This window comes from Aurantimicrobium minutum (assembly GCF_029894165.1).
Classification (GTDB): Bacteria; Actinomycetota; Actinomycetes; order Actinomycetales; family Microbacteriaceae; genus Aurantimicrobium; species Aurantimicrobium minutum_A.
Genome location: NZ_JARXXU010000001.1, coordinates 826813 through 852730 on the forward strand (window position 1 = coordinate 826813; position 25918 = coordinate 852730).

At 55.7% G+C, this 25918-nt stretch carries 15 protein-coding genes; 12 read left to right on the plus strand and 3 right to left on the minus strand.

Going from position 1 to position 25918, the window contains the following annotated elements; all coding sequences use genetic code 11:
• The 8 genes from M2119_RS04305 to M2119_RS04340 all read left to right on the plus strand — a co-directional run bounded on the left by M2119_RS04305 (position 1) and on the right by M2119_RS04340 (position 14898).
• Positions 1-5700 (plus strand): Ig-like domain-containing protein, encoded by a 5700-nt coding sequence (locus tag M2119_RS04305; protein ID WP_280803723.1) that lies wholly within the window; start codon positions 1-3, stop codon positions 5698-5700.
• Between the two features lie 8 nt (positions 5701-5708).
• Entirely contained in the window at positions 5709-6671 is a 963-nt protein-coding gene (locus tag M2119_RS04310) for an AAA family ATPase (protein ID WP_280803724.1), read from the plus strand.
• Positions 6671-7933: a DUF58 domain-containing protein gene (locus tag M2119_RS04315; protein WP_280803725.1), complete on the plus strand. Its 1263-nt coding sequence runs from the start codon at positions 6671-6673 to the stop codon at positions 7931-7933. The genes M2119_RS04310 and M2119_RS04315 overlap by 1 nt, the downstream gene beginning before the upstream one ends.
• Positions 7930-10128, plus strand: a complete 2199-nt coding sequence (locus M2119_RS04320; RefSeq protein ID WP_280803726.1) for a DUF3488 and transglutaminase-like domain-containing protein — start codon at positions 7930-7932, stop codon at positions 10126-10128. The genes M2119_RS04315 and M2119_RS04320 overlap by 4 nt, the downstream gene beginning before the upstream one ends.
• A 9-nt stretch (positions 10129-10137) precedes the next feature.
• Positions 10138-10743: an FHA domain-containing protein gene (locus tag M2119_RS04325; RefSeq protein ID WP_280803727.1), complete on the plus strand. Its 606-nt coding sequence runs from the start codon at positions 10138-10140 to the stop codon at positions 10741-10743.
• A gap of 66 nt (positions 10744-10809) precedes the next feature.
• The gene (locus tag M2119_RS04330) at positions 10810-13356 is read left to right on the plus strand and encodes an FtsK/SpoIIIE domain-containing protein (protein WP_280803728.1); all 2547 of its coding nucleotides are present in this window, start codon (positions 10810-10812) and stop codon (positions 13354-13356) included.
• 140 nt (positions 13357-13496) lie between these two features.
• On the plus strand, positions 13497-14288 hold the full coding sequence (locus M2119_RS04335; RefSeq protein ID WP_280803729.1) for a bacteriorhodopsin-like: 792 nt from the start codon (positions 13497-13499) through the stop codon (positions 14286-14288).
• Positions 14289-14349: 61 nt separating this feature from the next.
• Entirely contained in the window at positions 14350-14898 is a 549-nt protein-coding gene (locus M2119_RS04340) for a cysteine hydrolase family protein (RefSeq protein ID WP_280803730.1), read from the plus strand.
• On the opposite strand, the gene M2119_RS04345 is transcribed toward M2119_RS04340, so the two are convergent.
• Both M2119_RS04345 and M2119_RS04350 read right to left on the minus strand, forming a co-directional pair.
• Positions 14895-15497, minus strand: a complete 603-nt coding sequence (locus M2119_RS04345; protein ID WP_280803731.1) for a TetR/AcrR family transcriptional regulator — start codon at positions 15495-15497, stop codon at positions 14895-14897. The two genes, M2119_RS04340 and M2119_RS04345, sit on opposite strands and share 4 nt — an antisense overlap.
• 57 nt (positions 15498-15554) lie before the next feature.
• Positions 15555-16331, minus strand: a complete 777-nt coding sequence (locus M2119_RS04350) for a CPBP family intramembrane glutamic endopeptidase (RefSeq protein WP_280803732.1) — start codon at positions 16329-16331, stop codon at positions 15555-15557.
• A gap of 148 nt (positions 16332-16479) precedes the next feature.
• On the opposite strand from M2119_RS04350, the gene typA reads away from it, so the two are divergent.
• Together typA and M2119_RS04360 are read left to right on the plus strand one after the other, a co-directional pair.
• Positions 16480-18387, plus strand: coding sequence for a translational GTPase TypA (gene typA, locus M2119_RS04355; protein ID WP_280803733.1), 1908 nt, complete (start codon positions 16480-16482; stop codon positions 18385-18387).
• A gap of 162 nt (positions 18388-18549) precedes the next feature.
• The gene (locus M2119_RS04360; protein WP_280803734.1) at positions 18550-24036 is read left to right on the plus strand and encodes a beta strand repeat-containing protein; all 5487 of its coding nucleotides are present in this window, start codon (positions 18550-18552) and stop codon (positions 24034-24036) included.
• Between the two features lie 128 nt (positions 24037-24164).
• Here the strand turns inward: M2119_RS04360 and efeU are convergent, their stop codons facing one another.
• Complete coding sequence (gene efeU, locus M2119_RS04365) at positions 24165-24977, minus strand: iron uptake transporter permease EfeU (RefSeq protein ID WP_280803735.1); 813 nt, start codon at positions 24975-24977, stop codon at positions 24165-24167.
• Positions 24978-25132: 155 nt separating this feature from the next.
• Here efeU and M2119_RS04370 point away from each other — a divergent pair, with 155 nt between their 5' ends.
• Together M2119_RS04370 and fdxA are read left to right on the plus strand one after the other, a co-directional pair.
• Complete coding sequence (locus M2119_RS04370; protein ID WP_280803736.1) at positions 25133-25552, plus strand: hypothetical protein; 420 nt, start codon at positions 25133-25135, stop codon at positions 25550-25552.
• Between the two features lie 44 nt (positions 25553-25596).
• A complete protein-coding gene (fdxA, locus tag M2119_RS04375) occupies positions 25597-25914 on the plus strand; it encodes a ferredoxin (RefSeq protein WP_110233995.1) in 318 nt (105 codons plus the stop codon).
• Positions 25915-25918: the final 4 nt, after the last annotated feature.

A 25918-nucleotide genomic window follows, 5' to 3' on the forward strand; every position in this document is an offset into this window, starting at 1 on the left:
ATGTTCCGAACGTGGCTCACCCCCGGTCGCACGACGGCCATCAAGTGGACGTCTGCTCTGAGTGTTTTTGTGCTGCTCATCGTGGGGGCGCTGTTAGCTACCGGTTATCAGGCCCAGCGCGTGAACCTTAACGACGGTGCTGTCTGGGTAACGAACGGAGACAAGCAGGCCATTGGCCGTGCCAACACCAAAGTTCTCGAACTCAACACTGTCGTCACGACAGACTCCACCCGTATGGATCTGGTGCAAAACTCGTCTACCGTTTTCCTTCTCAATGACGCCACACGCTCACTCGATGTGGTGAACCAAGCCACGGGCTTGGTTTCTGAGAGCATCCCCTTGCCCCAAGATGTGACCTATGCCGCTCTCGCCGGCACCAACGTGATCTTGCACGCACCGGCAACCGGTGATGTCTGGGTTCTTCCGTCGGCCACCATTTCTAACTTTGACGCACAGACGCAGCCAGCCAACTTCACCGTGGGCGCAGACTCGGTCGTTGCTGTGACCACCGAGGGCTATCTCGTCGGTGCCAGTGCGCAACTGGGCACTCTCACCACGCTCAACACCGTGACGTCCGTCACTCCAGAGAGCCAAGCGCTGGACGGTGAGCTCACCGCAGATAACCTCGGTATCACGGTGATTGGGGAACGCTGGGCGCTGCTTGATCGTGCCACGGGAATCCTTTATACCGCTGGCCGTGTGATTGATCTGGGAAGCCAGATAGAAAACAGCACACAGGCTGTACTGCAGTGGCCCAGTGCACAGGGTGTGCAGGTGGCCAATGGGCAAGTGAGTGCTGTCTCCGGAAACTCTGGAATCCTGCTCTCCACGTCTTCAGGTCTCTCTGCAGTGAACTTGGATAGCGCAGAAGTAACCACAGTAACGAGTTCACGGGGACGCGCGGCAGCGCCGCTCATCTCAGGAGACTGTGCCTTTGCGGCATGGTCGGGTGGGGATGTGTGGTCGCACTGCGGCGCAACAGAAGCCCTCTCCGAGGTTGCAGATTCCATGCCGGGAACAGCGCAGCTTACGTTCCGGGAAAGCGCAGGTGTTGTTGCGCTCAATGACACCGTTAGCGGTCTGGTCTGGGCCGTCCAGGGTGGCGTTCGCTTGATTGATAACTGGGATTCTTTGCTGGAACAACAGGCTCTCGAAGAGCAGGTTGTGCAAACCAACTCGGCCGATGCTCCCGAATATGACAAGGACCCACAGCCACCTGTTGCGGTGGATGACGATTTGGGTGCCAGGCCGGGTCGAGTAACGGGTCTTCCCGTTCTCCTCAATGACTATGACCCCAACGGGGATGCATTGGTCATCGACTCTGTCACAACCATTCCGGCAGCATGGGGAGAAATTTTCATCAACGCTGACCGCAATCAGGTCATGTTGCGACTGACCTCCGAAGCAGCCGGAACCACGCAGTTTGACTACACCATCTCGGATGGTCGTGGCGGTGAAGCTACTGCCACGGTCACGGTCACCATTCGCCCCGAGAGTGAGAACTCTGCGCCCGTCCAGGCTCGTCCGACCCGCACTGACGTGGCTATGGGTGGACAGGTCATTGTGAACGTATTGGGCGACTGGATTGACCCCGATGGCGATGCCATCTTCGTCCAAGCTGCTTCCACCGAGGAGCCTGATTCCCTGTCATATTCCCCTGCCGGTCGTGTGGCCTTCACCGACTCCGGTCGCGGTGGTGGCGGCACCAAGCAGGTTGCACTGGAAGTCTCTGATGGCCGGGCATCAGGGTTTGGCTCCGTGCAGGTTAACGTCCGTGCCGCAGGTCAGGTGCCCATTGTGGCAGAAGCTTTTGCTGTGATGGCGATTGCAGGTCAGCCGCTCACTATTGATCCGTCACCCCACATTCGCGGCGGCTCCGGTGTTCTCAGCTTGACGGGAGTTCCCGCTGTGGCCGGGCTGGATATCGTTCCCGACTTTGCTGATTTCTCATTTACCGTGACACCTTCCCGCACCGGTTCCAGCTACATCACCTATGCCGTGACAGATGGAGACACCACGGGTTCCGGTGTGGTTCGCATCGATGTCATCGATCCTCCCGAAGTTTCGGCGCAGCCCGTAACCGCTGCTCACGCGGTGTATGTGCCCCTGCAGCAAACTCGCTCGGTAGATGTCACGGCAACTGACCGGGATCCTGCAGGTGGAGTTCTCGTGGTGACCGGTGTGATGAATGTTCCGGTGCAGTCGGGCATTCAGGTGGAAGTGACGGAGCACCGACTCATTCGAGTGACCCTGACGAAACCGTTGGATGCTCCGGTGTCGTTCAGTTATCGCATCAGCAACGGAATTTCGCAAAGCGAAGGCACCATCACAGTTGTGCAAACTCCGGCACCCACAATTGCACAAGCTCCCGTCGCACTACCTGACGTGGTCTCGGTGCGCGTGGGGGACGTTATTTCCATTCCCGTCCTCGCAAATGACATTCATCCCGATGGTGGTCAGCTCACCCTGGCGCCCACGCTGGATCAGGACGTTAGCAGCTCGGCAGGTCTGCTTTTCGTCTCCGGTTCGCAGCTACGTTTTTTAGCGGGCACTAACCCTGGAACATATTCAGCGGTGTATCGCGTAAATGCCGATAACGGGCAGTGGGCTAGCGGCACCGTCACCATTGCCGTTCGTGCCATCGATGCCGATACTAACCAAGCACCGACACCCCGCTCGGTGACCGCGCGGGCCATGTCGGGACAAACCGTGCGGATACCTATTCCTCTGTCGGGTATCGATCCTGACGGCGACTCGGTCCAATTCGTGGGCCTCGATACCAACCCCGAAAAGGGTTCCATCTCGGCGGTGGGCTCTGACTGGGTCGAGTATGAAGCTTCGGCGTATGCCACCGGCACAGACACCTTCTCCTATTCCGTGGTGGATGCTCTGGGAGCTCAAGGCAGAGCCTCGATCCGGGTGGGAATCGCAGAAACTTTGGCTGGAGGTCGCAACCCCATCGCGGTGGCAGATAACGTCACAGCGAGGCCTGGAGCAACTGTTTATGTGCGTGCATTGCTCAACGACAGCGATCCGGACGGACGTCCGCTGACACTGCTGAGTGTCACCCCACAGGATCCTTCTGTCACGGCTGAAATAGTGGGCGATCTGGTCAAGATCACGGCCCCACGCACGCTTGGCCGCTACGGCATGGTCTACGAGATTGAAAATGACCTTGCGGGCACAGCATCGAACTTCATTACCCTCGATGTGCAGGACCAGGCGCCTCTGTCCAAGCCTGTCATTGGCGATGCTGTGGTGAGTTTGAGCGACATACTGGGCCGTAGCTCTGTAGATGTGAATGTCATGGCAAACGCTTTCTTTGCCGATGGCCCCGTCTCGAGTCTGCGACCAACGATTGTCGGCGGATATGGCGCCACCGCTCGCGTGATTTCTAGCAGTACGGTTCGCGTGCAGGTACTGGCGACCAGCCAGATCATTCCGTTCCAGGTCGCTCACCCCGATGACCCCCGTGTGGTCTCCACCGCGTTCATGTGGGTTCCTGGAACCGATGATGCCCTGCCACAGCGCAAGCGCGGTGTTGCCCCCTTGACGGTGGTCAGTGAGGAAACCCTCCGCATCAACATCAATGACTACGTCATCGCCGCTTTGGGGAAAACGGTGAGCATTACCGACAGTGCAACCGTGCGTGCCACCCACGCGGATGGCTCGCGAGTGGTGGTCAACGACACCACCTTGAGCTACACCAGCGAAGATCGCTACTTCGGACCTGCGTCAATCTCGTTTGAGGTCACCGACGGTGCTTCCGCATCCGCCTCGGGGGCTCACACCGCCACGATCGTTCTGCCGATTACAGTGACGCCGCGTGAAAACATGCCCCCGGTCATGTTGGGTGCAGACATCGACTTAGAACCTGGTCAAGAAAAGACTCTGGACCTCGTTCGTGTGACCCGTTACCCCTACGTCGATGACCAAGACGAGCTCGAATACACCGTCACCGGTGCGGGACAGGGTGTCAGCGCGACCCTGTCGGGTCAGACGCTGACGCTCACAGCCCGTGACGATGCCGCCAAGGGTCGGACCGTTCCGCTCACAGTGACGGTCAAGGACAAGGTTGCCGACGGAAACTCGGGCGAGATTATTGTCCGCATCGTGCCTTCCACCAGGCCACTTGCTATCCCCGCGACAGACAGCATTGTGGCCACGCGTGGTGAAACCCAGACGGTGGATGTTCTGGCCAATGACGGGGCAACCAACCCCTTCCCTGGACAGCCCCTGCGTGTGGTTTCTGTCCGTGGACTCAACAACGGCAACATTCCTGCCGGGGTCACCGTGACGCCCTCTGCAGATAAGGCCACCCTGACGGTGACGGTGTCCTCCTCGGCCGACCCCAGCGATACCACCCTGGAATATGAGGTGGCAGATGCCACCAATGATGAAGATCGCTATGTCTGGGGCATCATTAACATTTCGGTGCAAGACGCACCCGATGCACCTGCCGCGCCCACGCGCGCAGCTGGATTCGTTTCTGGTGCGCTGACTCTGTCCTGGCCTGCACCAACAGCAAACAACTCAGCGATTACGACCTACATCGTGGAAAGCGATGGTGGGTACCGCAAGGAATGCACATCCACCATCTGCACGCTCGATGGCTTGCCCACCGGTCAGCGTTTCCGATTCTCCGTATCTGCGGTTAACGGGATTGGCAACTCAGGCCCGGGGAGCTGGAGCACACCACTGAGTGCTGATGTTGTTCCTGACGGCCCCTCCTCGGTCACCATCAGCACACTCGGATATGACAGCGCTCATCCAGACGGCGGCGGGATATCAGTTTCGTGGAGTGCCGTGGGCGTACCCTCCGGCGGAAGCGCCGTCACGGCGTACCGGGTTGTGGTTCTCGAGGATGGTTCCACCGTCCGCGGCTCCTTCGAGATCCCCGCTGGCACCACCCCCAGTATTGGTCCACTTTGGTACTCTGCAGGTCACAGCTATGTTGCTCGGGTCACACCCATCAACGATGCAGACACAGATAACTGGAACTCCACCACCTCCAATCCGGTGACGGCCATTGGCGCCCCCATTGCCGGTGGCGGGCTATCTGCCAGCCAAACCGGAACGAACGGTGAGACGGTATTCAGCTGGGCACCGGTGGGGGCAAACGGTGCCAACACGGTGAGCTACTTCGTTCGTGGTTCAACCTCACCACTGAGCTCTGGAACATGCCCCGCAGATTATGCTTCTGCAACGCCTCTGGGCTCGGCAACCTCCTGGAGTGATGCAACTGCGAAGAATCCCGGAAGTTACTCCTTCGCTGTGTATGCCACTAATGGCTTCAGCTGTGTGGCTCAAACAACAAGCGTGACAATTAGCCAGCGCGTTCCGGGGACTGCGAGCTATACCTCTGTTGAATGTTTTGACACCAGTACACAGCTTCCTTGTGGAGCTAACCCAGCGCAGGGAACTAGATTCTCCATCCGCGTGATTGATCCCACGGTGGATGCCTTTGCCAACACAGTCACCATCTGGCAAATCAAGGTGGGTACTGAATGGAAAGACCTCACTGAGGTCACGACAACACCTCGTCCCACGAGTCCAACCTACGAAATTTCAGACACTGACTATTTCGCAGCCCAGGGTGCATCTGGTTCAGGCCAGACTGTAGTCATTCGGGGATGCGCAACGACAACTAACTGTGGTGCTGACGGTGGCACAACACAGATCACGATCCCCGCACAATAGGAGAAACAATGAGCATGAAGCCTGAACAAGCAGCCGGGTTCCAGAAGGTATTCGACAAGCTCGTCGAGAACGTGGAGCAGGTCCTGCTGGGCAAAAATCGCACGGTGCGCCTGGCCTTCACCGCCATGCTCAGCGGGGGACACCTCCTCCTCGAGGACTTCCCGGGAACAGGCAAGACCTCCCTGGCTCGGGCGATGGCACAGAGTGTGCAGGGCAGTCACTCACGCATCCAATTCACCCCTGACCTGCTGCCCGGCGATATTACCGGCGTCAGCATCTTTGACCAGAAGCAGGGAGTGTTCGAATTCCACCGTGGGCCGATCTTCTCCAACATCGTGCTTGCGGATGAGATCAACCGTGCCAGCCCCAAGACACAGTCCGCTTTGCTCGAAGTCATGGAAGAACACCAGGTCACTGTCGATGGTGTGACACATGAAACCGGTGAGCCATTCATGGTTATCGCAACGCAAAACCCCATCGAACAAGCGGGCACCTACCGTCTGCCTGAAGCTCAGCTAGACCGTTTCCTCATGAAGGCTTCTCTCGGATATCCCGATCACGCCTCCACCATGCGCATTCTGGAAGGCTCCGCCAAGAAAGCTGCCGGAGAATTAGATGGGGTTGTTCCCGCAGACATGGTGGTCAAGCTCATTGAACTGGCCAGGACCGTGCACGTGGACACGGAAATCAACGACTATGTCTCGCGCATCGTGGAAGCGACACGTTTCGCTCCTGAAGTCCGTCTCGGTGCCTCGGTACGTGGTGCTCTTGCCCTGATTCGAGCATCGCGAGTCCATGCAGCGGCGCAGGGACGCCACTTCGTTATCCCTGATGATGTCAAGGCGCTCGCCGATTCTGTCCTTTCTCACCGTCTCGTTCTGGACCCCGAGGCAGAGTTTGATGGCGTCACCGCGAATAACGTCGTGGGGAAGATTCTCATTGATCTTCCTGTGGGAGCACCCGCAGAATAATGATCTTCCGCGTCGTCACCTCGAGAGGCTGGGGCTGGGCAATTATTGCTTTGCTCTGCCTTGTGGTGGGCGCGGTACTGGGCTGGATTGAACTCATTGGTCTGGGAATTGCCGGGCTCGTGACTTTCGGTGTGGCCACGTTGTATGCGCTGTTCCGCCATGCACACGAGGTTTCCTTCCGGTTGGCTCACCACCGTGTAGTCGTGGGAGAGGACGCAGAAGTACTCGTATCGGTAGAAAACCCCACTCCTCACTCGCTGCTTCCGTTGGATGTCATTGTTCCCGTGGGGGAGCAACAGGTGGAAACACACGTGGGCCGCCTGCGCAAGGGTGCACGTGAGGACATCACGGTGCCCGTGCCTACCGGCCACCGTGGAATGGTTGCAGTCGGGCCTGCCCGTGTGGTTCGCCAAGACCCTCTGGGGCTCATCTCTCGTGAAGTTGTGCACGGTGATCCCCAGACGCTCTATATCCATCCAAAAACTATTGGCCTGCTCAGCATGAGTAGCGGATTTGTCCGAGACCTCGAAGGCAATCCGACCCGTGATCTCACAGATAGCGACCTGTCCTTCCACGCACTGCGCGAGTATGTTCCTGGCGATGATCGCCGCAATATTCACTGGAAGTCCACGGCAAAAACTGGCCAATTCATGGTTCGACAATTTGAACAAACCAGACGTAGCCATCTCATGATCGCGCTGGACACTGAGCCCGAGGTTTTTTCCGGTGATGACGAGTTTGAGCTTGCTGTGAGCGTGGCAGCGTCTGTTGCTGTTCGCGCGATCCGTGACACCAGAGAACTTTCAGTCCTCGTCAGTGCAGACGCCCAAGTGGTGTCGAGTGGCCGCATGAGTGCGTTACGAGAGGCTGCACGAGAACTGGCGACTCGGCGTCGCGCGGAGCGCGGGACGGCCACGGCCAAGATTCGTGCGCTGTCGACCATCTCCCGCGAGCGGTTACTCGATGAGCTCTCTGGAGTTCACCTGCAACCAGGTAGTCCGAACATTGTGGAACTTTCACGCCTCGCGTCGGTGCAGGCTGGGGATGTATCGATCGTGTTCCTGGTCACCGCAGGCTCTGTAGATTCAAAGACTCTGCACTCGGCATCGGTTGCCTTCCCCGCGGGGGTCGAGGTTGTGGTGTTGTGTTGCGCCCCAGAAGCATCACCGGTGACTCGCCGAATGGGGCGTTTGACCGTGGCGACCATTGGTCGCCTCGATGACGTCCAACAGCTCCTCGGTAAGCGGATGGTGACCGCATGAGAGCCGTGATCGTTGCACTCGCGGTTCTGGTGTCCCTTGTTCCGCTGTGGCCGGTCTATCACAGTCCCGCATTTTTTGTGGCGGTTGTGGGCGGTGCGCTACTTGGTAGTGTGATCGCCTGGATTTCAGCACTACGTCAGTGGTCGGTTCTGCGCACCACACTGGTGGTTGTCCTGGCCATACTGATCTTCGGTGTTCCTCTGGCGGTTCCCACCGCAGCGCTTTTTGGTTTCCTTCCGACGCTGCCAGGTCTTCTCACGCTGCTGTCGGGAGTGGTGCTGTCCTGGAAGCAGCTGGTCACCATCATGCCTCCTGTGGGCACCTATGAGGCCTTGCTTGTACCTGCATTCCTCTTAGCATTAGGGGGTTGTGTACTGGCCGTGTCGCTGAGTTTGCGTCTCACGAAACAGTCGGGAAGGTCCAGTCTCGCAGCACTAGTTCCCGTTTTCACACTGGGTGTCTCGATTTGGTTGGGATCCGGGCAAGGCTTCGCCGCCATCGTGGTCTCAACTGTGGTGTTCGTCCTCATTGCTTTCTGGTTTGCCTCCGCCACGCGTGGCATTGCGCGCTCGGGACTGCGGGCTGTGGGAATCGTGTCGGTGGCAACGGTGGTTTCCAGCGCGATCCTGCTCGTGGTGCCCATCACTGACCGCAGTGTGTGGCGCAACAGCATTGAACAGCCTTTTGTTCTGCAAGAGGGCACAAGCCCTCTGTCGGAATATCGTGCTTTTGTTACCGGAGAATTTTCCTCCACCGATTTACTGACTGTCACTGGATTATCCGCGGGGGATCGCGTTTCTCTCGCCACCCTCGATAACTACACCGGCGTGAACTTCACCGTCGGCGGAACAGCTGCCGACTTCACTCGCCTCCCTGGCTCGGTCTCGACAGCCGGGGTTGAGGGGGATGCTGTTCGTGCACAATTCCAGCTCCAAGATCTCGCAGGGCCCTGGTTACCCCTTCCGGGCGCCTTGGGCTCCCTCACGTTTATTGGCCAGAATGCACAATCGCTGACCGATCATTTTTATTACAGCCGGCCTGCCGCAACAGGAGCACTCACGGTGGGCTTTGTGTCGGGGGATAGCTACCAGACCAGTGCCATGGCAGCCCCGCTCGTGACGCTGTCACAACTGGCCGACCAGGCTCCAGGAACTGCCACGCTCCCTGCGCCGGCGGTCATTCCTGAGGGACTGGATGCCTTCATTGCCCTTTCTGCCCGGGGGGAGACCACTCCAGGTGGCCGTTTGCAGGCAACCCTCGAAGCTCTTGCTGCAGAAGGATATGTCAGTCACGGCGCCCCTGATGAGGTGCCCAGTGCTTCGGGTCATGGTGCGAACCGCATTGCCGCACTTTTTGCCAGCACGCCAATGGTGGGCGACGCTGAACAATATGCCAGCGCTGCGGCCTTGATCGCGACGCAGACTGGTTTCCCTGCCCGTGTGGTGATGGGGTTCCTCATCCCCCAGGGAACAGGTGCAGATGCTGCAGTGAACCTGACCGGCGCGGACATGACCGCGTGGATCGAAATCTCCACTGAACAAGGTTGGGTTGCCGTCAACCCCAACCCTGACGCGCGTCCCATTCCTGAACAGCAACCCGATGACCCAACCGAGGTGGCGTTCCCGCAGACGGCGGTAGAGCCTCCCGCACAAGAAGAACCTCAACTCAACGACAACACCGTGCCTGAGGCAGCGGAAGAGGAGCAGCCCACTGCTTCTGATCCTGTCTTGCACATAGTGCTGGCAATTGTGACCGGTGTTTCCTGGCTGCTTCTCATCCTGGGGCTGAGTGTGTCTCCGTTCCTGGGCATCATCGCTCTGAAACGGCGCCGGCGCTCACAGCGCCACAGCGCCGAGGGCAACCGGGCTCAAGTTGAGGGCGCATGGTCAGAAATGCGAGATGTCATGACAGATCATGGTGTGCTCACCATACATTCGGCCACCCGAACTGAAACGGCGAGCCAGATTGGCCTCCAAGCCGCCTCAATGGTGGCAGCTCTCGGCGATAAAGCCCAATATTCGCCTGACCCCGTCAGTGACACAGATGTCCAGCGGGCGTGGGCTGATGTCATGAGCGTGGAACTCGAATTGGGTGCAGGGCTCACGCGTTGGCAACGAATACAGGCTCTTGTTTCTCTGAAATCATTTGGCTGGTCACGGGCACGCTTCACGAAATGGCGCGGGTCACGCCGGTAACATCGCACCATGTCGTGTGAATTTTGTCAGAGTGAGTTGCCTGCCGGTGCCTTGTTCTGCGGTGAATGTGGAAACGCTGTTTCGCGGAAACCCCTCGCACCTGCACCTCTGGAGACACCTCCTCCTGCAGCTGAACACTTCGCTCCTGTTGCCACGGGAGAGCCTGAGACCACGTCGACAAAGATTGTTCCCCGTGTCGAGGGTGTGAACCTCTCTGAGCTCTTCGAATCTTCCCCCCAGGAACCTGCCCCGACGCCTCGTTTTGCAACCGAAAAAGAGCTGAGCTCGGTGTTGTCGTTCACCATCACACTGGGCAGTGGTGAGTCTGTTGAACTCACCCGCAGTGGATTACTGGGCCGCATGCCGGCGCCTACCGACGGCGAAGAATTTGAACATCTCATCGTGGTTACTGACCCGGGACGATCTGTCTCCAAGACGCATCTGGAGCTGGGCGTCGAGAATGACGAGCTGTGGGTAGCGGACCGCAATAGCGGAAACGGCTCCATCATCCGGGAACCCGGCGTGGTTCCTCGCCGCGCACAACCAGGAACTCGCTATCCGGTTGTGCGGGGAACCCGCATCGACATCGGGGATCTCCACCTCACCATTTCTTAGCGAGAGTTATCCACCGATAACGTGCACGGCTGTATGCGGGCCGACCTCGTGTGATGAAGTGCGCTTATGCGCTTCCCTCTCTTTGCCCTGATCGCTCCGCTCATCGCCAGTGTTGTGCTGTGGGCGGTGACCGGGTCTGCGATCACTTTGCTCTTTGCGCTTCTCGGCCCGGTCATGGCTCTTGCTCAGTTCGCGGACGGGAAGTTGCATGGCCGTCGACAGTTGAAGCAAAGACAGATTCAGCTCGAAGAAGATGAAATACGTGCGGTGCTGGAGAACAACAACGCTCGTGAAGAAGAACGACAACAACAACTTCAGCAGTTTCCTTCAGCCACTGCATATTGCGGCGAGGACGTAGCATTTCGCCCATTGTGGGCGGCAGGAGAATGCATTCCTGGCAGCCAGCGCATTGTTCGGCTGGGGGTAAGCGTCGGAGACGCGTTCCCTGTTGTCCTAGATCTCTCCGCGGGGGTAGCCGTGCAGGGTGATGACGTGGAAGTTGCTGCGGCCCTCCGTGCTTTAGCAGCTCATCTGGCATGGAAGTGGGGTCCTGCAGAAGCGTTTCGGGTAGAGCAGGACCTTGCTGCGCAGCCCGAATGGCTGAAACTTGATTCTGAGAGCGCAGCCAGGCAGGAGAAGCTTGTCTTTCATATCTCTGGTGGGACACAACTTCCCCCGGGGGTGCGATATCTGTTGAAAGTGAGCACAGGGCGGGGTGTGGTGGTAGATACCGCCCTGCAGGGCATGGCCGAGAACTCCTTACCCCAGATCGACATTGATTTCCTCACTCGAGCCCAAGCGCAGCCCATCCTGAGGGTGTTGCAACTGGAACGAGAAGCCCGTTCCACTCCGCACCGATCTGGATTACCTGAGAAAGCATCGACCAGGCTCGTGGAATCCGAGGAGTATCAGTCGTGCCGAACTACTTTGGTGGTGTGTGCCGGGGAGCAGGCGACGCAGCCTTTGTTTCTTGACCTCGTGAGTGCCGGCCCGCACGCTGTCGTCACCGGGATGACCGGAAGTGGCAAAACAGAGTTCTTACGGGCCTGGTTGTTGGCGCTGTGCTGTAGCTACGCACCCGATCAGCTCTCGCTCCTCATTGTGGATTTCAAGGGCGGGGCCGGTTTCCAGTCTCTCGCAGAGCTTCCCCACGTTGCCGGGCTCGTCACGGATTTGAATCCCCACGAGGTGCATCGTGCGGTGACATCGCTCCGTGCAGAAATTCGTTATCGGGAGAGAATCCTCGTTGACCACCAGGTCACGGATATTCGGGACCTGCCCCTGACCTGTGAGCTCACCAGATTGATTGTGGTGGTCGATGAGTATCGGGCACTGCTGGAGAGGTTTCCTGATTTTGCCCAGCTCTTCGTTGATCTCTCTTCGCGAGGTCGCGCGCTCGGGATACACATGATTGTTTCGAGCCAGCAGATCGGGGGAGCCATGGGTGACGCCTTACTCGCCAATTGTGCACTTCGGATTAGTTTCCGGGTATCGCAGAAGCAGGACTCACTGACTGTATTGGGTACGGACGCAGCCCACACCTTAGAACACGCTGCCGGCAGGGCGCTACTGATGGGGACGGGAATCGCACTGCGAGAATTTCACGCACCGCTGTGTTCGTCGGACGATATTCATCTCGTTGCATCACGAGCCCAGGCGTGGAGTCTCGAACATGCCACCTGGCAGCGCAGAAGGCCCTGGCTTGCCCCGCTTCCTCGGCATATTTCTCTCGGGCAGGCTCCAGAACGTGTGCCGGAAACTGCGTGGCTCGGTCTCGCAGATCTTCCCGAGCACCAGGTGCAGAGTTGGGTTACCTATTCGCCCGCCCACGATGGAAACCTTCTCGTCGCAGGCCCTGCCCGGTCGGGCGTGAGCACCGTGTTGCACCTCCTTGCCGAACAATGTGACGGAGCAGTGATCGACAGGGCTGAACACGCCTGGGATGTGGTTGTCGAACAGGAAGGCAACACAACTGGAGTATTGATCCTCGACAATCTCGACACAATCCTGGAGGAGTTCACACTCGAGCATCGTGAGGAATTTGTGCGATGCCTCACCGCGTGTGGTCGAGAACTCCCAAGGAGAGGGCAGGCGCTCATTGCAAACTGGTCAGATACGCCACTTTCATATGGTGGCTTCGCCAAGGTATTCAGTGCTGTTCTGAACCTGCAGGATGCTCAGCTGCCTGGTCGCGCGAGGTGGAAAGAGCACGAAGTTCAACTTGCGTCGTCCCCACCTGCTGCGCGGAAACACTTCTCGATCCCGACAGTGGAATGTCAACCAGGCCAGGAATACGTCGTCATCACGCGACGCCTCAACGCGGTGAGTAAAGAGCTGTCGACGCGTTACCCAGATCGGTTCGCCACTTTGGGCACTGGGCTCACGATTTCCTCGGCAGAGGGGATTTACGTGGGAACTCCCGATGCGTGGTTATCTCGTCATGCAGTGTTGCAGGAGAAGCTCTCTCATGCGGTTGTTGTTCTGGATAGTTGCTCACCTTCGGAGCTTCGATCCTTGCGGTTAAGTTCTCGAATATTTCCTTATGTCGAGCCCGGAAAAGTTCTCCTGATGGAGCCAGGCGGGCTGATTAGCCGGGCTCAAATGTTTATTTGAACATTTCCCCATCACAGCGATATATCGCTGTACGATGAATCCATAACACCTCTGGTGACGCCAAGCCCCAATGTCGGGGTGTGGACCTCAAGGCTTTCCGCCACCAATAGATCTATTGACTATTGGAAGGCTCCTGCACAATGAATAACCTCTCAGAACTGTTGACTGATACTCAGTTCAACATCGTTTTCAACATGCTCTCTCTCGGCATTGCGAGCATGCTCTTCACCACCTTCTTCTTGGTGCTGGCACGAGATCGCGTGTTGCCGCGCTATCGACTTGCGGTGCTGATTTCGGCAACAGTGACGGGTATTGCTGCCTATCACTACTTCCGGATGTTCGACTCGTTCAACCACGCATTCTCAACTCTCGATGGCGCCGTCAACAATGCTGCTGTCTATAACGTGGGCTACCGCTACGTGGACTGGTTCCTGACCGTTCCACTGCTGTTGGTTGAGACTGTCGCAGTACTGGCGCTGACACGTCAGCTCCAAGGCTCGCTTCTCAAGCGCTTGGTTCCTGCCGCAGCCCTGATGATTCTCTTGGGTTACCCCGGTGACGCCAAGATCGATCTCTGGGGAATTACTGCCGGCTGGTGGGGCTTGTTCTCGACCATCCCCTTCCTCTACATCATGTATGTCCTGTTCGTAGAGCTCGGCAAGAGCTTTGTTCGCCAGTCCGCTCCGGTTCGGAAGAAGCTTCAGCTTCTTCGCATCCTGCTGATTGCGACCTGGGGCTTTTACCCCATCACCTTCATCCTCGCGATGAACAGTGATGGTTTCTCTCCAGACTCCTTCGTCGCCCGTGAAGTGGGATACACCATCGCAGACATCTTGGCGAAGTGTCTATTCGGTCTGCTGATCTTCTCGATTGCTCGTATGAAGTCTGCAGAAGACGACGCAGAGTTCGCGAAAACAGAGTTCCGCGACTAAACACAGCATGAGAAGCAAGCCAGGCACCCTGTTGTGCCTGGCTTTCTTCTATGCTCGGGGTATGAGCCGGAACGCATTAATCGTGATTGATGTTCAGCAAGGGTTTGATCAATTGGAATATTGGGGGCCTCGGAACAATCCCGCGTGCGAAGACAACATCCGGGCGTTGCTGAAGAAATGGCGCGCATCTGGCCAGCCGGTAGTCCTCGTGCGGCATGATTCAGCGGGGCCACAATCGCCGCTTCGCCCAGGGCAACCAGGAAATGATTTCAAGCCAGGCATCGATGGCCCGCATGATCTTCTGATCGCCAAGACTGTCAATTCGGCTTTTTATGGAGAGCCTGACTTGGATGCGTGGTTAACAGCTTCCGAGATAACCGACGTCACTATTTGTGGAATTACAACCAATCACTGTTGTGAAACAACGGCCCGCATGGCCGGCAATCTGGGCTATGACGTGACCTTCGTCCTGGATGCAACGCATACCAATGACCGCATCGACGTCGACGGGAATGTTATTCCGGCGGCTGACATTGCGCGAACGACAGGTGCAAACCTGCATGGTGAATTTGCCACCGTGCGCAGCACAGCAGAAGTCCTCGCAGGTTAGTTCAGTAGGGACTTCTCGACCACGGTCATGATGAGGTTCATCCAGGCTTCCTGATCGACCTTCTCGGGTGCGATGTCATCGACAATGCGGCCAACCGTATATGCCTGGACGAACACTGCAGCAGCGCGGGCATCAACCGTGGGGGACATCCAGCCTTTGTTCTGTGCTTCGACGAAGAGGTCAGTAAACGCTTCGGTGAGACGCTGCTGTTCAAGGCCCAGCGCGTCGTGGAAGCGAGGGCTGCTGTACGTGAGGCCGGCCGCGCGTGCACGCTCCAGGCGGAAGCTTGAGCGGCTTTGTGCCTGGTTGTAGACATTGAGCTCGCGGAGTGCTCCGAGGAGCTCCTCTTTGGAACTGACGGTTGCGAGAATCTGAGACAGGGCATCGATGGTCGCATCGACGTTCACGCTAAATCGAGCAATCAATGCTGCCTCAACGAGGTCTTCGAAGTCTTCGAAGTGGTGGTACAGCGAACCCTTGGAAATCCCGGAAGCGTTGAGTACCTGGTCGGCAGTAATGTGCTCGGGGTCTGAGCCGTCGAGCAGTTCAACCATGGTCATGATTAATCGATCACGGGTGGGGTGCGAAGTCTTGGGCATGCTGCCCATTCTACTGAGCGTGCAAGCCAGGCCGCGGTGTATCAGCTGATGTGCTCTTTATGTTCCTGGCAGGAATCCAGGGGCGATTGATTTAACCAGTGCATATCCGGTGAACGAGACAATGTCGAGTATCCAGTGCGCAATGACGAGGGGCATCGTGCGACCCCAGCGTTGGTAAGCCAGTCCGAACACGATTCCCATCGCCACATTGCCGACAAAGGGTCCAAAACCTTGGTAGAGATGGTAGCTCCCGCGCAAGATCGCACTCGCACCGATAATGTGCCAGGTTTTCCACCCCAGTTCTCTCAGGCGAGTGAAGAGGTAACCCACCACGATGAGCTCTTCGACGAGCGCTGCGCGCAACGCGGCAAGAACGAGAACGGGCACCGTCCACCAGAAGGTATCGAGCGCGGTGGGAACAATGGTGACGGTGAAACCGAGTGCATGGCCGACGAGATACAGTCCTAGGCCTGGGATGCCGATGACCGCGGCCAGGCCCACACCGCGAAGCAGGTCTTTCCCCGGCTGTGAGAGAGTGAAACCGAGTTGTGTGAAGGCACTCTTCCCTGGCTGTTCCAGCAGCCAGAACACCAGCACCACGGGGACGAGCCCAAAGAAGATCCCCAGAAGTTGATACACAAGATCGAATACGGGCTGGTCAGCCAGTGACTGGTTGATCACCGCTTTCTGGGCGTTCAGGGATTGTTCACTGGAGAGTTTCCGCAGTAACGAGACAATCGAATACACCGCCGAGGACCCCAGTGAGAGCCCTAGCACGATGGCAATCTCAAGCCACGTGCGCGAGCGCCGCTGTTTCTGGGTCCATTCGGTCACGCCGATAAGCCTAGTTTGGGATGCCTGCGGTATGCTGAGAGTGCTCGATTTTCCCGGCATCGCACATCTTTGGTGCCGCTGGTTTATTCATGTCGGGCACTCACTTCTAACCAACGATGACCATGTCTGGTCATCGAGAGGATTTTTCATGGCGCACGCCCTCCGCACAGACCGACGTAACGTCGCAATCGTTGCACACGTTGACCACGGTAAGACCACCCTGGTTGACGCCATGCTCAAGCAGACCAACTCCTTCGACGCCCACTTTGCTGGCGAAGACCGCATGATGGACTCGAACGACCTCGAACGCGAAAAGGGCATCACCATCCTCGCGAAGAACACGTCGGTTTCTTACGAGGGTAAGCACGCCACCGATGGTCCCATCATCATCAACGTGATCGACACCCCAGGCCACGCCGACTTCGGTGGCGAGGTGGAACGTGGTCTGTCCATGGTGGACGGCGTTGTTCTTCTCGTTGACGCCTCTGAGGGCCCACTGCCTCAGACTCGCTTCGTACTGCGTAAGGCACTGGAAGCGAAGCTTCCCGTCATTCTTTTGGTCAACAAGACCGACCGCCCCGATGCTCGTATCGATGAGGTTGTGGGCGAAAGCCAGGACCTGCTTCTCGGTCTGGCTTCTGACATGGCCGATGACGTACCTGACCTCGACTTGGACCTCGTCCTAGACGTTCCTGTTGTGTATGCATCTGGCCGTGCCGGTGCTGCCAGCCACAACAAGCCAGAGAACGGTTCGTTGCCTGATAACGATGACCTTGAGCCTCTGTTCGAAGCCATCCTGCAGCACGTCCCTGCGCCGTCTTACGATGACGCTCACCCACTGCAGGCTCACGTGACCAACCTCGATGCGTCGCCATTCTTGGGTCGTCTTGCACTGCTGCGTATCTTCAACGGAAACATCAAGAAGGGCCAGCAGGTTGCCTGGGTCAAGAACGATGGCTCGGTTCAGAACGTCAAGATTACGGAACTGCTCATCACCAAGGCGCTGGAGCGTTTCCCCACCGACACTGCAGGCCCTGGTGACATCGTCGCTATCGCCGGTATTGAAGACATCACCATTGGTGAAACCATTGCTGACCCCAACGATGTTCGCCCCTTGCCCACCATCACGGTGGATGATCCTGCGATCTCGATGACCATTGGTACCAACACCTCGCCCATTATTGGCAAAGTCAAGGGCCACAAGCTCACCGCTCGCATGGTCAAGGACCGCCTTGACCGCGAGCTCGTCGGTAACGTTTCGATCAAGTTGGTTGACATTGGTCGCCCCGACGCCTGGGAAATCCAGGGCCGTGGTGAACTTGCTCTCGCCATCCTCGTCGAGAACATGCGCCGTGAAGGCTTCGAGCTCACTGTGGGCAAGCCACAGGTTGTGACCAAGAAGGTGGACGGCAAGGTGCACGAGCCTTTCGAGCACCTCACCATTGACGCCCCCGAGGAATACCTTGGTGCCGTGACACAGCTTCTCGCAGCTCGTAAGGGCCGCATGGAGTCCATGACCAACCACGGCACCGGCTGGGTTCGTATGGAATTCATCGTTCCGTCCCGCGGTCTGATTGGTTTCCGTACCGAGTTCATGACCATCACCCGGGGCGCTGGAATCGCGAACGCTGTTTCTCACGGTTATGAAGCATGGGCAGGTTCCATCGTGACTCGCACCAATGGTTCGATTGTTGCGGACCGCGCTGGTGTGGCAACACCGTTTGCCATGGTCGCACTCCAGGAGCGCATGAGCTTCTTCGTAGAGCCCACTCAGGAGGTTTACGAAGGCATGGTCGTCGGCGAGAACTCCCGCGCTGATGACATGGACGTCAACATCACGAAGGAAAAGCAGCTGACCAACATGCGTCAGTCCACCTCCGACAGCTTTGAGCGCATGACGCCCTCACGCAAGCTCACGCTGGAAGAGTGCCTCGAGTTCGCTCGTGAAGATGAGTGTGTGGAGGTAACCCCTGAACACGTTCGTATCCGTAAGGTCGAGCTGGATTCCAACGCTCGTGCGCGGACCACGAGTCGCCTCAAGAAGCAGAACGAATAAATCTCTTCAGATTTACTAAGAAAAGGGCTCCTACGAAAGTAGGAGCCCTTTTCTGTTGTTGAACACCGCGAAAAAATAAAGGTTTAATCCCCTTATGCTTAAGGGAAATATCCCTTAGTTTCTTAAGGTGATAATCACTGAAATTTTCAAGGGGAATCATTCGTGAAAAGCAGCACCTTATCTGTGACTCGGATCTTTCACTCCCGCACAAATCAGTGGATTAGCGGACTTTTTGCAATCGTTCTCTTCACCGCAGGCTTAGTTGCTTTCACGCCTATTGCCGCTAGTGCAGCAGTTCCTACTGCACCGACAATTACTGATGTTGATCAAATCGATCAAGGTCTTACAATCACATTTACAGCGCCTAGTGGTGTGACTCCTTCGATATCTAACTATGAATATTCAGTTGACGGAGGGGCGACCTGGACCGCCTCAAACCCTGCAGTGACCTCAAGTCCCATTACGATTACCGGATTGAACAACTGTCAAACATATTCAATTTCACTGCGTGCAGTTAATGCTGACGGTGCGGGTGTCGCAGCCGAGCCTTGGAACGGCGTACCTGGGGCACTTCAGTATGTTTTAAATAATGGTTTGATGAGATTCGGTACAGGGGCAGAAGCTTCAGTTCAAACTAATGGAAATCTAAAACAGCCCTGGTATAAAAATTCATCTGGTGGTTGGTCCCCAATGACTTTCTCTAACTATGCATTGAACTATGGGCTTGCAGTAGGAGGCGACGGCTCGAGTGAATGGAATGCAAATGGTTCGTTAGTTGAGTTCAACGGGGTTACCCTTGAACGCCAAACAATCGACTGTTCTCAATTTGTCACTACCTCCACATCTGGGAATCTTGCAACTGGCTACGGATCACTTTCAACAACTGGGAGATACACGTTTCCAGGAAGCGGTGAAGTGGTTGAAATATCTCGCAAATATACCCAGAGCTTAACCAGTAAATACACCACATTTACTGAAACAATTCGAAATGTTGGCTTGGTGCCCATGAGGAACGCACGCTTATGGGTAGGAACCCAGGATGACTGGATCGGTAGTGATGACCGAAATACCAAAAAACGTGGAAATATTTCTAACGGAGCGTTTGTTCAGATTCCACAGTCGAGTACCCAAGCCAAAGTTTTGGAAATATCAAACGCTTCAGATACCGTTTATTTCTACACAACCTCAAACCTTGGTTACGTCACGGGCTTAAACGGGTACGGTGATTTTACTCAACGAGTCATGAGGCAGAACCCTGGAACTGCGCTAACGAGTGTTTACAATGACGGTTCGTATGGGATGTATCTTCGATTCCAAGATTTGGATCCAGGTGCTTCTGAGTCTTTCAACTGGTATTACCTTGCGTCTTCATCTGCTGAAGCTGCAAACCTTCTTGGGAATGTAGCATCGTCTGCGTTACCAGGTGCGCCTTCGATTAGTTCCGTAGATGCTGGTGACGGCCAGGTATCAGTTGACTTCGTTGAAGGAACCACTGGTGGATCCGGCCTAACAAACTACCAGTATTCGACTGACAGTGGAGCTACTTGGCAAACCCGTTCACCAGCTTCAATTTCTAGCCCGCTTGTGATTAACGGACTCACGAACGGCACTTCTTATGATGTCAAGATTCGTGCCGTGAACTCAGAAGGAGCTGGTACCTCCACGAGCTCAACGCCCGTAATTCCAATAGGCGCTCCCCAAGCCCCGCAGATCACATCGCTTTCACAAACGGACACTTCCGTTACGGTCTCCTTTAATGCACCTGGTTCTGATGGTGGCTCCGCAATTACCTCTTACCAACACTCAAGCGATGGCGGAAATACTTGGATTTCACCCACACCTGCTGTCACTTCATCGCCTGTGACCATCACTGGGTTAATGCCTGGTACGCAATATCAAATTGCTGTCAGGGCGGTAAACGCTCAGGGGGATGGAATTTCAAGCGCTAGTCAAAGTGTGACTACCTACACTGCTCCCGGTGCGCCGACCGTGGGGGCAATAACCCCCGGAAACCAGAGTCTTTCAATTAGTTTTGTCTCCGGCACGAGCGGTGGAACTCCGTATACGAATATTGAGTATTCGTTGGATGGAGGCGCCTCCTGGAATACTCGGTCCCCTACAAGCACCGATTCTCCTTTGATTGTTTCCGGTCTGACAAATGGAACTTCGTATGATGTTGCACTCAGAACGGTTAACTCAGTGGGACATAGTGTGCGTTCTAACATTGTCACTGCTGAGCCAGTTGCCGTCCCGGCTGCAATCACTTTCCCCCAAGGGACAAATGTCACTCCTAGTAGCGGAACCCTTACCTTAACTTTCGCGGCTCCTGATAATGGGGGGTCCCCCATAACCGGTTATCAATACTCCACTGATTTGGGTGTGACATGGCGTGACCGAACAGATTCTGGCGGTACTTCAACCACTCTCACTATTTCCAAACTCTCTGTGGACGGAGCAACAGATTTAGCAAACGGTACTGCTTATCGTGTTCAAGTTCGTGCTGTGAATTCTGTTGGACCGGGTCTTGCTTCCAACGATGCTAGTGGTACTCCCGCTACGGTCTCTGCAGCCCCAACCATTGACTCTGTGACTGCTCGAGACAGATCACTGGAACTTGCATTCACCCTAGGTAGCAATGGTGGAGCACCCATCACATCTCTTGAATATTGTTTGCTGGATTGTTCAACTTCTTCAAACTGGATTTCTGTTGCAAGTGTCTCTAGTCCACTTCGGATTACGGGCCTTTTCAATGGAATCGCATACACCCCGAGTATTCGGGCAGTCAATGCTCAAGGACCAGGCACTTCGGTAACCGCAGCTTCTTCGACCCCTGCAAGTGCTCCAACAGCAGTGACAATTTCCTCAGTGACAACAGGGGCCGGCCAAGCAGCGGTCCTCTTCAATGCCCCATCGAGTAACGGTGGTCTTTCGATAACGAATTACGAATACTCATTAGATGGTGGGACAACATGGGTGACGCCATCTCCCACCTCTACTGCCACCACCATAACTGTGCTTGGACTAACTAACGGAACCAGCTATGGCTTTGCAGTTCGCGCAGTTACAGCATCAACCACTGGTCTTGCGAGTGCCGTGACATACGGCACTCCATCGACTACACCGAGTGTTCCTGTTTCTCCTACTTTGGAGGCAGCAAGTGGACGAATCAACGTTTCACTCACGGCACCAGACAATGGTGGTTCGCCAATCACAACCTACGAATATGCGCTTTCTTCCAACGGTGGGGCGTATGGAGCGTGGGTTTCAACAAATTCAACTTCGACAAGTTTTATGATTCAGGGCGTGACAAACGGCACTGCTTATGGTGTAAAAATTCGTGCACTGAACATCAATGGCTCTGGAACGGTATATACCCATTCAACAACTGTCACACCAGTTGGAGTCCCTGATTCTCCTGTGGTGACATCTACGAGTAATTCACAAATTCTGAATAGTTTGACCACCCGCCAGATTGCTGTTAACTTCACAGAGCCAGCAAATAATGGTTCTGCCATTACTAACTATCAGTACTCAACCGACAACGGAGCTACGTGGATAAACAGAACAGACACGACTGGACGTCTTTCCCCCATCGTGATTTCTAAATTATCTACTGACGGAACCACTGATCTCAACATAGATACCCCATACACATTAAAGATTCGTGCCATCAACGCGAATGGAAATGGTGACGCTTCGGTCGCGGTTTCTGCTCGAACCGGCGGTGCCGTGGATACAACCGCGCCAACCGTGACATTGAGTCGTGTGGCTGGTGATTTCAGTTCCTCTCGGAACCTGACATTCCTGGCAACTTTTAGTGAAACTGTGTCAGGCGTGACGACATCAGACATCGTTCGCAGCTCAGGTACGGCATCATGTTCCATTTCAAGCGTTTCAGCTGCTTCAGGGACGTCTATCAATATCAACGTGAGCTGCACAACTGACGGAACGTACCAGATTAGAATTAACGCAAACACTGTCACCGATGGCCAGAACACAGGCCCCACTTCAGCGGTTACTTCTAACCTCGTAACCATTAACTCGGTTGCACCCACTGCAAGTATTCAAACAGCGAGCGCTACCTCTGGCAGTAGGACTCTTACTTTCCCGGTAACTTTCAGCTCATCGGTCACAGGAATTGGCTACAGCGACTTTGTTCAGGCAAGTGGAACTGCAAGTTGCTCCTCGATTGCTGTCTCTGCGGCATCTGGGACCACTGTGAGCTTCACAGTTTTATGTTCAACTGATGGCACTGTAACCATGAGGCTTCTTGCCAACTCGGTGGCAAATAGCTATTTCTCAGCACCCGTAAATGCCGTGGATTCCTCCCAAGTAACAATTGACTCCAGTGTGCCTACCGCTACGGTCGCTTCGCCTTCTACTCGAACAAGCTCACGTTCATTGACTTACGTCGTGACCTTTTCAGAAACCGTTTCGGGCGTGAGCGCATCTGATTTTGTTCAATATGCGGGAACAGCGAGCTGTACAACTTCTGCTCTATCGGCAACGAGCGGCACAAGCATCACGTTTACTGTTACCTGTTCGAATGATGGTTCAGTTCAGATGAGGCTTTCCGCTAATTCCATTACAGATGGAATTAACCTCGGTCCTTCGGCAGTTTTGAATTCAAATATGGTGACGGTCGATCAAATAGCACCTTCAGCTTCCATCGCATCACCAGCAGTCAACTCGAAAATCCGTGTCCTGAGTTACACGGTTGATTTCAGCGAAATTGTGACTGGAATTTCTGATGCTGACTTTGTACAGAGTGCCGGAACAGCAACATGTTCAACCAGCAGTGTTTCTCAGGCCTCTGGTCAAAGCGTCACATTCAAAGTGACGTGTACCTCGGATGGAACTGTAACCATGAAGTTCTTATCGGGTTCTGTTTCTGACGGTCTCTATACAGGGCCGTCCGCAGATGTACTTTCGCGTGAAGTGAACATCGACTCCACTGTTGCTTTCGTGATTACGCCTCGGGTTTCACCGCGCTCTGGGCCAGTAATTCAACCTGCCCCGCAGGTAACACCGGCTCCACGGGCACCCACGCTTCTTAACGGTGAATTGCCCCGAGTTACAACCTCAGCACCTGTGATCATTATTGATGGAACTGCCACAACTACTCAAATCACTACCTTGCCATCAGGTGCGCAACAGATTTCACTGTCTGCAGGTGCATCCGTATCGCTGGACGCAGTGAGCGAGAAGACGGGAAAATCAGTTTCTGCTTCTTCATCTGGCGTAATGCAAATAAGCCACGGTGACAGCCTTGTAATCCAGGCAATTGGTCTGCAGCCAGGCTCCGAAATTGAAGTATGGCTGTTCTCGACACCAAAATTGTTGGGAACAGTGATTGTCGGACCCGATGGAACTGCATCTGGAGAGTTTGCAATCCCTGCTGGTCTTCATGTGGGTTCTCACACCGCGCAGATTGACGGCATTGATTCAACCGGCACAGAAGTTTCTGTGAATACGGCACTTCAGATTTCTGAACAGAAAGCTTCTTCCACAGTGGAAACTGCGGGTTCCCAGTCCTCCGGTACTTCAACGATCACCATGGTGGTGTGGATTGGGGCTGGAGCGTTACTCCTGGCTCTGCTCTTCTTCTTGTTCTTCCTGTTCAGGAAGCGCATTAGAAACTCAGACTAAGCTTCGATAAGTCTTCGTGGAAATTCTGTGTTGAGGAAATTCGTAGGGCGTTGCTAGCAGTACAAACTGACTCACCGAGAGGCAGATCATTGTTTTTGCGTGCTTGACTTTGCGCAATTGAGTTAGTACTACGAAGTAGCTTTATCTTTCATCTTGCTCAGGAACAAGCTCAACGTGATCGCGACAAAGAGTACCCAGCCAATGACCTGGAGCCAGCTCATTTCGGGGGTGAAGCCAATGGTTCCCCGCAGGATCACGCCATACCAGCTGTCAGAGGGGATAACGGAGCTCACATTGAAGGCCTTGTCCGCATCGCCGGGAATGAGTCCAGCTTCCTGCCATTCGTGGATGCCGTAGCTCAGGACGCCTGCTGCCACGATGATGAGGAAAGCTCCAGACCAGGCAAAAAACTTTTTGAGGTTCAGGCGCACCATGCCCTTGAAGATGAGCCAGCCCAGCAGGGCGGCGATACCCAGCCCGAGAATTGCACCAATGGTCGGAAGAAGCTTTTCCCCGGTTGCAGTGGCAGCAGCCCAGATAAAGAGAGCTGTTTCGATACCTTCTCGAGCAACGGCCAAAAAGGCTACAAACATAATTCCCCAGCCATTGCCAGCCAGGTTCTTCTCGACATCGGCTTCAAGGTGGGTTCTCAGTGAACGGGCGGTCTTCGCCATCCAGAACACCATCCAGGTGACGAGGGCAACGGCGAGGAAGGAAAGTGCACCTGCCAGTATTTCTTCAGCTCGACCATCGAGTTGGGCAACTCCGGTACCCAGCAAAATACCGACGAGGGCGGAGAGGAGAGCGGCACCAATGACGCCGGCCCACATTTTGGGCAGCACATCTCGGCGGTCAATCTTGATGAGGTAGGCGCCGAGAATACCGATTATCAGTGCAGCTTCGAGGCCTTCACGAAGACCAATGAGGAGGTTAGCGAGCATGTGTGCACTGAACTTTCTGGTTGAAAACTTAGGTTAGGTTTACCTAACTTAGGTTAACCTAACCTAGACCTCACGGACCCGTCAATCCTCACTTGTTCACTCAGTGGAACTTTTGCTCAGGATGTAGATGAATTCCCGCTGACTACACTTCTGTTATGAGCCAAACTCCCCCACACCGCCCCCTGGGTACCCGATTACTCCTGAGTGTGGGAGCACTCCTGATGGGGCTGCTCGTCGGCTCAGTGACGACCGTGGTGCACCAAAACGTCGTCACGATTGCCGGTGCGGTCATTCCCTGGGGCCTTATCTTGTGCTTGATAGCTGTGACAGGTTTTCTCATCGGGTTACGCATTGTGGTGCAGGACCGGCTCATTGTGCTCTGTGCGGCTCTCGGCATCGTGGGAATGGTGTTCTTCCTCAGTCAGCGCAGTGTGGGGGGATCAGTGCTCGTTCCCAACAACCTGTGGGGCAGCATCTGGGCCATCGCGCCCACATTGATAGCCACCGTGGTCGTCGCGTGGCCCCAGCTTCCTGAACGTCGCCGTGGCGCGAGTACGACTGCTGTTTCTTCCTGAGTAAACTAAAAACCAGTACAACCCGTTCGTTAGAGGAGTTCCACGTGACCTACGTCATCGCCCTGCCCTGTGTAGACGTCAAGGACCGTGCCTGCATCGACGAATGCCCCGTGGACTGCATCTACGAGGGTGACCGCATGCTCTACATCCACCCCGATGAGTGCGTGGACTGTGGCGCGTGCGAACCCGTCTGCCCCGTCGAAGCGATTTACTATGAAGACGACCTCCCTGAGCAGTGGGCTGACTACTACAAGGCCAACGTCGAGTTCTTCCAGGAAATCGGCTCACCCGGTGGTGCGGCCAAGGTTGGCGTGATCAAGGGCGACCACGCCGTGATTACCGCTCTGCCACCCCAGGCCTAAGTCT